Origin of the sequence: Acaryochloris sp. IP29b_bin.137 (genome assembly GCF_028285745.1) — a bacterium.
Classification (GTDB): Bacteria; Cyanobacteriota; Cyanobacteriia; order Thermosynechococcales; family Thermosynechococcaceae; genus Acaryochloris.
This window is the reverse complement of sequence record NZ_JANQOP010000259.1, coordinates 1-11,646: the sequence shown is the minus strand read 5'-3', so window position 1 is coordinate 11,646 and position 11,646 is coordinate 1. Positions and strand designations below refer to the sequence as shown.

At 45.6% G+C, this 11,646-nt stretch carries 7 protein-coding genes; 1 reads left to right on the top strand and 6 read right to left on the bottom strand.

Going from position 1 to position 11,646, the window contains the following annotated elements:
• Nucleotides 1–73 precede the first annotated feature (73 nt).
• Both Q0991_RS18425 and Q0991_RS18420 read right to left on the bottom strand, forming a co-directional pair.
• Nucleotides 74–1,489, bottom strand: a complete 1,416-nt coding sequence (locus tag Q0991_RS18425; RefSeq protein WP_299491150.1) for a CHRD domain-containing protein — start codon at nt 1,487–1,489, stop codon at nt 74–76.
• A 429-nt stretch (nt 1,490–1,918) separates the two neighbouring features.
• Nucleotides 1,919–3,133 (bottom strand): response regulator, encoded by a 1,215-nt coding sequence (locus Q0991_RS18420; RefSeq protein ID WP_299491149.1) that lies wholly within the window; start codon nt 3,131–3,133, stop codon nt 1,919–1,921.
• A 606-nt stretch (nt 3,134–3,739) separates the two neighbouring features.
• Between Q0991_RS18420 and htpG the strand changes: the two genes are divergently transcribed.
• Nucleotides 3,740–5,731 (top strand): molecular chaperone HtpG, encoded by a 1,992-nt coding sequence (gene htpG, locus Q0991_RS18415; RefSeq protein WP_299491147.1) that lies wholly within the window; start codon nt 3,740–3,742, stop codon nt 5,729–5,731.
• 74 nt (nt 5,732–5,805) lie between these two features.
• Here htpG and Q0991_RS18410 read toward each other — a convergent pair whose 3' ends face one another.
• The 4 genes from Q0991_RS18410 to Q0991_RS18395 all read right to left on the bottom strand — a co-directional run bounded on the left by Q0991_RS18410 (nt 5,806) and on the right by Q0991_RS18395 (nt 11,077).
• The gene (locus Q0991_RS18410) at nt 5,806–6,207 is read right to left on the bottom strand and encodes a fasciclin domain-containing protein (RefSeq protein ID WP_299491144.1); all 402 of its coding nucleotides are present in this window, start codon (nt 6,205–6,207) and stop codon (nt 5,806–5,808) included.
• A gap of 106 nt (nt 6,208–6,313) precedes the next feature.
• Nucleotides 6,314–7,609, bottom strand: a complete 1,296-nt coding sequence (locus Q0991_RS18405) for a CO2 hydration protein (RefSeq protein ID WP_299491142.1) — start codon at nt 7,607–7,609, stop codon at nt 6,314–6,316.
• Nucleotides 7,610–7,680: 71 nt separating this feature from the next.
• A complete protein-coding gene (locus Q0991_RS18400; RefSeq protein WP_299491140.1) occupies nt 7,681–9,189 on the bottom strand; it encodes an NADH-quinone oxidoreductase subunit M in 1,509 nt (502 codons plus the stop codon).
• A 52-nt stretch (nt 9,190–9,241) separates the two neighbouring features.
• Nucleotides 9,242–11,077, bottom strand: coding sequence for an NAD(P)H-quinone oxidoreductase subunit F (locus tag Q0991_RS18395; RefSeq protein ID WP_299491138.1), 1,836 nt, complete (start codon nt 11,075–11,077; stop codon nt 9,242–9,244).
• Nucleotides 11,078–11,646 lie beyond the last annotated feature (569 nt).

The following is an 11,646-nucleotide window of genomic DNA, read 5'->3' as shown; positions in this document are numbered from 1 at the left end:
CTTGCAAGACGTTTCAATGATGAGTATAAGACTGTTATTGCTAGCCCCCTTGTCCTAAATAGCATGGCGACTGCTATATCTCCAATAAATCAACCACATCACAGCTACTGAAACTAACCATTAGTCCGTCATTCTTCAAAACATCTACGGACAGATTAGTTGCCGAACTCAGATCAACCGCACCTATCGCTCCGTAGTCAGAGGAGTGAAAATGTTCGCCAATATTTTCACTGGCAAGATGCGCTTCAGCTATCAATCGATCATAGCCATGGCTTTTTAGTAAATGCCTCTGTTGAGGTGCGGTCGTCCAACAGTGAGGGAAGTGGTCCCTGGTTAAAGAATCGACTTGCCACTGTCCTCGAATAGCTCCGTCAGGAGAACCCTGAGTATGGATATTCCAATACAGGGGGACATCTTGGCCGACCTCCCTTTCCCGAATATCATTCACAAAATCACTGAGTGGGATGACAGCCGGATCAGAGGTTTCCCAGATACCTCGCAAAGTAACAGAGCCATCTTTATTTTGGGTAATCTGTAGGTCATCCCGATCTTGATCATTGACAGATAAATCGCTTAGATCGATGGGCGCAAACGCTAACGGACCATTCTCCCCTCTGATGCCATTATGGACATGCACCTTGGTCACATCATCACTCGTATCAGACGTGAAGGGTGTTCCATCTCCAATAAACTGGCCAAAATCCAATCCAAACACAGTGAGTGTATACCTTAATGCATCCCCAGCCTCATTCAGAGCCAGAGTCGAAGTCCCAGATGCATTTGGGTTATTACTGGGGGAGACTTCTTGGCTGGTTGTTAAATTGGCAGAAAGTTTGACAGGGGGCTGCAACCCCCGCTCTAGGAACTGGCCCCGAATGGCTCCACTAGGAGAGCCTTGAGTATGGACATTCCAATATAAAGGGATCTCACCCCCCGCTTCTACTGTCTGTAAATCCTCAACAAATTCACTTAGAGAAATCAACGCTGGATCAGAAACTTCCCAGCGCCCCATTAAAGTGACTGAACCATCTGTATTTTGGACAATCCGTAAATCATCTGCATCTTGATTATCAATCAACGAATCGCTTAAATCGATAGGCGCAAATGCTAATGGGCCGTTCTCGCCTCTGATAGCACTATGAATATGAACTTTAGTGACATCATCACCTATATCAGAAGTAAAGGGGGTTCCGTCTCCGATAAAGTGGCCAAAATCTAAACCAAAGACAGTGAGTTTGTAGCTCAAGGCATTTCCAGCCTGATTTAGCTGTAAAACAGACGTACCTCTAGCTTGAGGATCATTGCTAGGCGTGACTTCCTGATTTGCCGTTAGAACTGCAGCAACTCTAACAACGGATGGGGGGCTGATGTTGTGAATATCTTCCATGAAGATCGCTTGATCAGACAGAGTTGTAGCCAGGGATGACATTAGACCTGGAATACTGTTCTCACTCGCTTCTTGCAAATTAACCTTCCAGTGAGGCCACATGATGGGTAGAGAATAGTCTGATGCTAAAGTTCGCTTTCTGCATACGGACCAAGAGTCAGCACCAGAGACGCCAGAGTGAGTGATCCTCCCATCATCAGTGATACTAAACCCTACAACATCGTCTTTGGTTATATATTCTGAGGCAGAAGAGAACTGTTGAGCTAACTGCATACCCAATAACCTATATAAAACAACTAGCTTGAAAGAACATTCCAAAAGAATAGGCTTATTAATAACTCATTCAAACTTCTGCTATAAAAGCAAACTAATGTCACTTTTTCAAGCGATATTAATGTCTAGTGAATTTATTAAATACAATCTGAATATAGAATTATCGATATTTTTTTTGATTAATAGAAAATTAATTCTTTAGTTGAAGCTAACTATCTCAGAACAAGCGGTCTGGGCAGATCACTGACAAGCCCCTTATTAAGTCGATGCTTGAGGAAGAGTAAAATATATATTTGTTCCTTTCCCCAGTTCAGATTCCACCCAAATCCGACCATTGTGTCGTTCTAGAATTTTCTTGCAGGTAGCCAACCCCATTCCAGTTCCTGAATAGTTGTCAGAGTTCAGTCTTTGAAATATCTCAAAAATCAAATTTACTTCCTCAGCCTTCAAGCCAATTCCATTGTCGTGGATTCCAAACAAATAGTGCTGAGGCGGATGAGTATCGGGTCTTTCAAAGTTAGCCAATGAGGAATAAGTAAAATTCGCCATACTATCCGCAATGTCCTGAGGCAGGAGACTGACCGTAATATTTATCTCAGGTTTATTTCCCTTAGATTGGAACTTGAGGGCATTAGAGATCAGATGATGAAATAATTGCATCATTTGATTTCGATCGGCAAAAACAGTCGGAAGTGGATCATAATGAATGACCGCCGATTGCTGAGAAATCTCAACTTGGAGATTGTCTAAAACCATTGCCAAAATTACATCACATGCAATTTCCTCAATCGCTAATTCTTCATTCCCGACACGAGCATAATCAAGCAAAGCGTCTATCAGCTTTTGCATTTTTCCGCTTGTATCCCTTAATCGTTTGAGATATTCAAAAACTTTGGGATTCGTATTGTTTTGACAACATTGTTCGACCAGGCCAATCGCAAATAAAAAACTCTGTAGGGGTTGCTTTAGATCATGAGACATGACATGAGCTAGCTGCTCTAGCTCTCGATTTGAACGCATTAATTCCTGATTCTGTCTCAAGAGTTTTCGTTGCTGATTTTGGAGTTGTGTTCTGAGTCGACTAATCGTAATTTGATTTTCTATGCGAGCAAGCACTTCAGGTAACTCGAAGGGTTTAGTAATATAGTCGATTCCTCCTAATTGAAACGCTCTGACCTTATCTACTGCTTCATCAAGCGCGCTAATAAAAATCACTGGAATTTCACGAGTTGCTGGATCCGCTTTCAGATGTTCACAAACCTCATAACCTGACATCTGTGGCATTTTAATATCCAGCAAGATAAGGTCGGCATGAGTACTTTGCAGCGTTGTCAGGGCCATTAAGCCCCCACGGGCACAACGGACTGCAAACCCTTCTTCTGTCAACATGCTGGAGAGAATACGTAAGTTCTCTGCCGAATCATCGACAACCAAAATATTTGATTTTGTGGTGATGTTTGACAAGGTCGTCATTTGGGCTCTCTAATTGGGATGGCCTGGGATGAACCCAGTATCTAACCCTTTAGTTCAAAAAAACCTTTATTTGACTCCTCTTAGTATAAGGTTTTGTTCTCTAGGTAAAGCTAATATTTACTCAAGTTTTTGGATAAATTTGCTATCTCTGTAGATAAATTAGAACCTGAAATGAGGTGTTTCCGTATTTCTGAAGAATATTTTTTCTCCCATGTAACGGATTGCAGTATAGGTGCCAAACTCAGCCAGGTGACTTTATATTGTGCTCATTCTTAATAGAAAAAAGAACGAGTATCCACTCCAAGAAACAAATCGTCTGGGCAAGATAAGAGGTAACCACTGCACAGTATTGTACTGACGAAACCCGTTCCAATCAGTCTGCACCAACACCTTTAAAGTCATCCTTACAACTCAGCCATAACGATAACTAGCCCTTGAGTCATGGTCTTATTCCCGATTATTTTCCAGTAAAGACCGCAGGTAGGGATATCCGAATCCAATACCGTCGGGGATCTCCCCTTACATTAGAGTACCTATAGGGCCAAAGATAATGCGATATTTTAAGGGAAAAGATGAAATTACTGTAGACCGCCTAAACGGATACCAATGACTATGCTGGAACAAGGCACAATTTCGATACATACCGAGAATATTTTCCCAATAATCAAAAAATGGCTTTATTCAGACCATGAGATTTTCTTGCGGGAACTTGTTTCAAATGCAGTAGATGCCATGCAGAAGATGAAGATGGTGTCGATGGCAGGAGAATACTCCGGTGAAGTGGGGGAACCTGAAGTTGTTATTGCGATTGACAAGGACAAAAAGCAGCTCAGTATTACCGATAATGGCATCGGTATGACTGCTGATGAAGTGAAGCAATATATTACTCAGGTGGCCTTCTCCAGTGCCGAAGAATTTGTTGAGAAGTATAAAGCCAGTGGTGATCAAGCCATTATTGGACACTTTGGTTTGGGTTTTTATTCCTCCTTTATGGTGGCGCAGAAAGTTGAAATCGATACGCTGTCCTACAAGGAAGGGGCTGAAGCCGTTCATTGGTCCTGCGAAGGTAACACTGACTATCAACTAGAAGCCTCTGAGTGGAATCAGCGCGGGACCAAAATCACCCTCACGTTGATGGAGGAAGAGGAAGAATATCTAGAAGAAGCCCGGATCAAGTCTTTGGTCAAGACCTACTGTGACTTTATGCCCGTTCCCATCAAGCTAGGGGAGGAGCAAATCAATAAGCAGAAGGCTCCTTGGAAAGAGTCCCCCAGCAATCTGACTGACGAAGACTATCTAGAGTTTTATCGGTATCTATATCCCTTCCAAGAAGATCCTTTGCTGTGGGTACATCTCAATACCGACTATCCGTTCATCGTCAATGGCATTTTATATTTTCCCAAACTGAAGCCTGATATTGATGTTACAAAAGGCCAAATTAAGTTGTTCTGCAATCAAGTATTTGTTAGCGACAACTGCGAAGAAGTCATTCCACAATTCTTGATGCCCCTTCAAGGTGTGATTGACAGCAGCGATATTCCCCTTAATGTTTCCCGTAGCTTTTTACAAAACGATCGCACGGTGCGTCGAATTGCTGATTACATTGCCAAGAAAGTGGGGGATCGTCTCAAAGCACTTTATCGTGACGATCAAGATGCTTATATCCGCTGCTGGCAAGATGTTGGCACCTTCGTCAAGTTTGGCTCCATCAACAACGACAAGTTCAAAAAACAGGTGGAAGACATCCTGATTTATCGGACAACCGCAGAACTCCCTGCAGCCACAGAAGAGCAAGAGCCCACTGCCGAAAGTTCAGGGGACACTGAAGATGATGCTTGGGCGGATAAGCCTTCCGATGCAGTTGCAACCTCTTCGGAGCCCCCCCACTCCACTTTGAAAGAATATTTGGAGCGGAACAAAGAACGGCATGAAAATCAAGTCTATTACTGTACCGATGAAGTGAATCAGGCTACCTATGTCTCCTTACTCAAGAGCCAAGGTCTAGAAGTCCTGTATATGGATACTTTCATTGATACTCATTTTGTGCCATTCCTAGAGCGAGAGTACACAGACGTTAAGTTTGCCCGTGTAGACGCTGATTTAGATGAAACACTGATTGATAAGGATCAAGCGGCTGAAATTGTCGATCCCACCACCAATCAAACTCGCAGTGAAGTGATTAAGGCGTTATTCGAGGCGTCTCTGGACAAACCTAATCTGACGATTCGAACTGAGGCCCTGAAATCAGATAACCCCCAAGGTGCACCGCCTGCAATGGTGTTGTTACCTGAATCAGCGCGCCGTATGCAAGAGATGATGGCGATGATGCAACAGCAAGCCATGCAATTTCCTACCGAGCATACGCTGTTGGTGAATACCTCCCATCCATTGATTCAAAATTTGATGACCTTGAGCCAAGGTGGCGTGGTTCAGGCGGAGGGCCAATCCCCTTCAGCCGAATTAGCCAATCAAATCTGCAACCATGTTTATGATTTAGCCTTAATGGCTCAGAAAGGGTTTGATGCGGAAGGGATGCAATCTTTTACAGAGCGTTCTAATCAGGTCCTCACTCGTCTGACCGAGTTAGCGGCCAAATAAACGCTGTATTCGGGACTGTTTATGCAGCTATTTCTGTATGAAATAGCTGCATAACGCTGCTTAAGCCTGTTAAATTACCCCATCAGGAGGACTCGATCTAAGACATGGATAATGCCATTGTCGGCTTCGATATCTGCTGCCACCACCGTGGCATTTTTCACTTCAAAGCCTTCCGACTTTTGAATTGGAATGGGGGAGCCTTCAACCGACACGACTGAATCGAGTGCCTGTAAGTCAGCTTGTGTTAACTTACCCGGCGTCACATGAAAGGTGAGAATTCGGCTGAGCTGAGGAATGTTCTGCAGGAGTGTTTGAATCGTGCCAGCCGGAAGCTGGGCAAACGCTGCATCCGTGGGGGCAAAAACGGTGAACGGTCCAGGGCTTTTTAAGGTCTCAACCAGCCCCGCTGCTTGCACCGCCGCAACTAATGTTGAAAAATCCTCGGATCCAACAGCAATATCAACAATATCGGCCATTTAGCTAGACTCCATGAATTGAAACGGTGAAAAGGGTTAGAGGGGGCCTCTCCAATCAATCGCGACTCTTTGTCGCGACTGAGTCAAAAAAGAGCGAGCCAGAAGATTAGCGATAATCCTGACTTTGAATATCCCGTAACCGGGCTTCAGGTCGGGTTAGTCGATTAAGCTGAGCCTCGAAAAACGCCCGATTGGCCTGAAGATGTTCCGGATTAGGGTCATCGAGGGGATATAGCAGCGCCTGGCGCAAGGCCTGAATGACGGCTGAAGTTACACAGTACATGGATCGTTGAAAGGTCACACCCAATTGAATTAACGTATCGTCTCCACCTCGGCAGTACTGCTGGTAATACTCCACTAAATAGGGAGGGAGAAAATGAAGCATATCTTGCATCAGTAAAGTCGGAGGAATCCCCGCCGAGCCAACGGGAAAAACATCAGCGTAGAGAATCCCGTAGTGAAAGTCATCCTGATTCTCAGGCACCTGTTTGGCTTGGGCATTATAGGATTTGGTTCCCCGGAACGGCGAGGTGCGATAAAACACCGCTTCAACATACGGTAAAGCAGCTTCGTATAACCACATAAAGCCCTTGGATTTGGGGATAATCTCGTAGCACTCACCCCGAATATAGACATGGTGGTAAATCGGACGACCCGCTATGGCGAAAATTCCATTCACCAGAAAACTCATTGCTTCTGGCACGGTTGTGATCTTGCCTTCATCGTAGAGATCGGACATCTCAAAGAAAACGGGAGCCATCACTTCCCAAAACAGTCCCAAGTTGGAATAGTAAGATAACTGCCGCACTTGCTCTATAAACATGTCAGGGAATAGTTTATAGAGTCCCAACATCACGGGATTCCCCTTAAAGTAGGCTTTGATCGCCCGATCCGCATTAGCAACATACTCCTCTGTATCAAGGTAGGGATCAAACTGTCCGCCCATGTTGCGATGCCAAAACATAGCGCGCATACAGGCTTCTGCAAACTCCATATTGATGCGGTCATGCCAAAGATGATGGAGCAGCTTGGGAAGTTTGCGCTTGACCTCTCCCTTTTCCATAAATTCCAACAATTCTGGATGGGCTGTTGCTTCTCCTCGCCAAATGCGAAGATCGGCGTCCTCACCCGCGTAGTGATTATGGCGATCGAGATAGTCCTGGGGTAGAAAATATTTGAATGCGGGCAAAGGATTTAAGAACACCCGCTCTGCAATATAGAGCAAGTTCCGCCAGTAAAAGTCCATGGGGACTGCATAGGCTTTATAGATACCAATGATCTGCTTGAGATTTTCAGGGGTATCTGGCAGCATGGCTCCCCCCGCTTCCAAACGATGAATAATCTCGGCAAATTCATGTTGGGAGGGCGGGAGTTTTGTCGGCGTCGGAGTTACAGCGTTCATAGGTAGGACAAAAATTGATCAGAAGGTTATTTAAGGTCGTCGTAAAACCTGGATTTTAAGGGGTAGTCAGGTTAGTGGAACTCTGCATTCGCCATAATGGATTGGGGGGCAGGCGTGGATAAGTGGGCTTCTGCCACGAGGTATGTTGTGGTAGGCTCACTCCAGCGGACGAGCCATGTTGGGTGGATTCCCAAGATGAATATCAGGAGAGTCAATATTAAAGCGGGAACGCGCTCATCCCAATGCACTTTGGGAAAGTAAGCCAGACTATTGTCTAAACGACCAAAGCAGGTTCGGTTCAACAAAATCACAAAATAGACGGCGGTTAGTCCCGTACCAACCACACTGAGTAAGGTCTGAACGGGGAATGCGGCGTAACTGCCTTGGAAGACCAGGAATTCTGCGATAAACCCAACTAGGCCAGGAATCCCCGCACTCGCCATTCCCCCGAGCACTAGTAGAGCGCTCACCAAAGGTAATCCTCGAACTGGATTCATCAAGCCATTCAGGACGTCTAAATCACGGGTACCCACTTTCGCTTCAATCAAACCGACCAGATGAAAGAGAAGTGCCAGGATCAAACCGTGGGCAAACATTTGGGAAATAGCTCCCACAATACTGAGCTGAGTATGGGCAGCGGCGGCTAACAGAATATATCCCATATGTCCGACTGAACTATAGGCCACCATCCGTTTGATATCTTTTTGGGCGATAGCCGCCAGAGCACCATATAAAACACTGACCACTGCCCAGGTCGCCAACAAAGGGGAGAGATTACTCCAAGCCTCTGGGAAAAGCGGCATACAAAATCGAAAAATACCGTAGGTTCCGAGTTTGGCTAGTACACCTCCTAATAGCATGGCAACAGGCGTAGACGCCGCAACATAGGTATCAGGCAACCAGGTATGTAACGGTACAAGAGGGGTTTTGATCCCAAACCCCAGCAATAGCAGCACCAACAACACATACTGAATATTGAGCGGTAAGGTCTGCCCTAAGAGAAGGTCATAGGCGAAACTAGAGGCTTCGCTAAACCAAATTAAGCCTAAGAATCCGGCGAGGATAAGGCCCCCTGACGTAGCGGTATAGAGTAAAAACTTGGTGGCCGCACTTCCTTGCTGGGCGCCTCCCCAAATCGAAATCAGCAAATAGAAGGGGATGAGTTCCACCTCATAGAACAGGAAAAACAAGAGTAGATTCTGCGCCAAAAAAGCCCCAGCAACGCCGCCGCTGATCAATAAGATCAATGCGTAGAAAAGGTTTGGGCGTTTGGTATCGATACGACTACTGTAGATGGCTAGCCAAGTGAGCAAGCTATTGAGGATGAGCAAAGGCAAGGAAAGTCCATCTATCCCAAGCTGATAGTCCAACCCCAAATCTGACAGCCAGGGTAAGGATTCTTGATACTGGAGTAACGGGTTACTGAGATCGAATTGAATCACTAGCCCAATGGTCCACAGCAGGGTGATACCCGACAGCCATAAGGCCGATAAGCGCACCCGCTTTAAATCAAGGGACTTTGGGAGTAAGGCAATAATGACTGCGGCGAAACAAGGAAACCAGATCAGAACGCTCAGCATGAGAAGGGTAGTTATTAAACGAACGGCAGAAGTAAGGTATAAAAAGGACTTTTTAAAGCAGAGATCGCAGCAGCAGCAGGGTGATCACAAATACACCGGAGATGATAGTTAGCAAGTAAAGCTGAGTTTGACCAAAGTTTCCATACTTCAGCAATTCGCCACTATTGACGGAGGTGCGAGCGATCCAGTTAGCGACCCCATCTACTACAGTTCGATCCAGCCAGTCGGTGAGACGAGAAATCCCATCTACTCCTGAGACAATACTGGAGCGATACAACGTCGGGGTGTACATATCGAAGGCAAAGAAGTTTTGAACGGAAACCCAAGGGAGTTGGACGGGTTTCGTCATGCGATCGCTCACATATAACCAAACCCCCACACTGCAGCCCACAATACTGGAAACCACGAGAAGTAAGCCCGCAGCATGATTCAATGCTGACCACTGAGGTAGTAATCCTAAACGCTGCAAGATAATCGGCAAATGCAGCGTTGCCCCTGCTAGCAAGGCGGTTGGCAAGGTAACCAGCCAGAAGTTTTCAGGCGCTCTCACCGTCATTTGTTGCTGTTCTCCAGCAAAAATCAGACCAAATTCACGGGTAATACTCAACCCAGTTAAGGCATTGACTAAAACCACAACCCCGACTAGCAAGGGATGCTGAACCCATAGGCCGTCTAACAGTTCCAATAACGCCCAAAAGGACCCAAGAGGAGGAATTCCAATCAAGCCTGCCGCTCCCACCAAATAACACAGTCCGGTAATCGGACGGCGACTCCAAAGACCGCCCAGCTGCGTTAAATCTTGAGTGATGGTGTTTAAGATAATTGACCCCGTACTCATAATTAGGAGTGCCATGGCTAAGGCATAGGTCAGCATCAAGAGTAGGGCAGCATCTAACTGCTGGGTGCCTACGGCAATAAAGATCAAGCCCATATACACACTGGCGGAATAAGATAAGGCTCGCTTGATATCAATCTGTGCGATCGCAATCAGGCTGCCACCAATCGCCGTAATTGAACCCACCCCAATCATGGTGGTCAGGGCAATGGGCGAAAGGCTGATCACGGGAGACAATTTAATCAGCACCCAAGCTCCAGTAGACACCACCACAGAATTTCGCAAAATGGTGCCTGGGACTGGACCCTCCATCGCCTCATCCAGCCATAGGTGTAGAGGGAACTGAGCGCATTTACCCATTGGACCAGCCACCAAGCCCAGTGCTAACCAAGTCATTAATGTTGGATCAACCGTCGCCGTTTGTGCCCAAATCCCCAACCCTCGGTAATCCCAAGTACCTGCCAAGGGGAAGATCGCCAACACCCCCATTAGAAGGAATAAGTCCCCGACTCGTTTAGTCAAAAAAGCATCTCGAGCCCCCGTCACAACTAAAGACTGATTAAACCAAGTGCCGACAATCAAGTAAGTCGCTAAGGTCAAAATTTCCAGAATGATATAGCTGAAAAATAGGGAGTTACAGAGTGCTAGGGAGCACATCCCCGTCTCGAACAAAGCCATCAAGGAAAAGAACCGAGCCCACCCCCAGTCCATCTCTAAATATCCAACAGCATAGATCTGAGCCAATAGATTCAGACTGGTTATGACCAAGCCAGCTCCAATCGTGGTTGTTGACAATTCCAGAGGAATATCGAGGGTTAACCCCGATACCTCTAGCCAACTAATATTGAGATATTGGGGCGGTTGATGCCAAGTGGTTGGGAAGCTAAGCACCCCATGTAAAAAAGCACACAGGGTAGTCATCAGATTGATATAACCTGCGGGGCGTGGCCCCGTACGACGAATGATGGAGGGTGTCCACAGCAGGGAAAGCACCATTCCAATCAGAGGGTAGCAGGGGATAAACCAGGCAGTTTGAGCTAGAAATTGGAGCACGAGTATTACTAGATTTAAAAGAAAAACTTATATAGATTTATATCTAGACTTATATTGATATAAGTTTATGAAAATCAATATATTAATTCTGTAATAAAACTTCAAAAAAATCAAACTTTTCTTGAAAGGTCCTCTTGGCAACTTATCCAGACTATCTGACGAATACAGAAGCTACTTTTGCTTGAGTTTACTAAAACCATTATTCTTCCTTGATCTCTTCCGTCGCAGAACCTAGAAAATCGACCTAACTGGAACTGGGATTGCTTGTAGTTGAAGCTCTTGTTCGGTCTGACTGTCATGCAAACCACATGGTTCTGAATTCACAAAAAAACACTGCCCTGTCATTCCAAGGTTCAAGAAGGAAGATCAAAAAAGTCCTAGAGTTTTCCATACGGCTCTAGGACTATTGCATCCCAAACGGGATTTAAATTTATCTATTCAGAGATGAGAACTCATAAATCTAAGATTCTTTGAGGAAGCCACTGTAGGCTTCCATGCCATGCTCGCTGATATCGAGCCCCTTGATTTCCTCCTCTTCAGGTACTCTCAACCCCGCAATCGCCTTAATA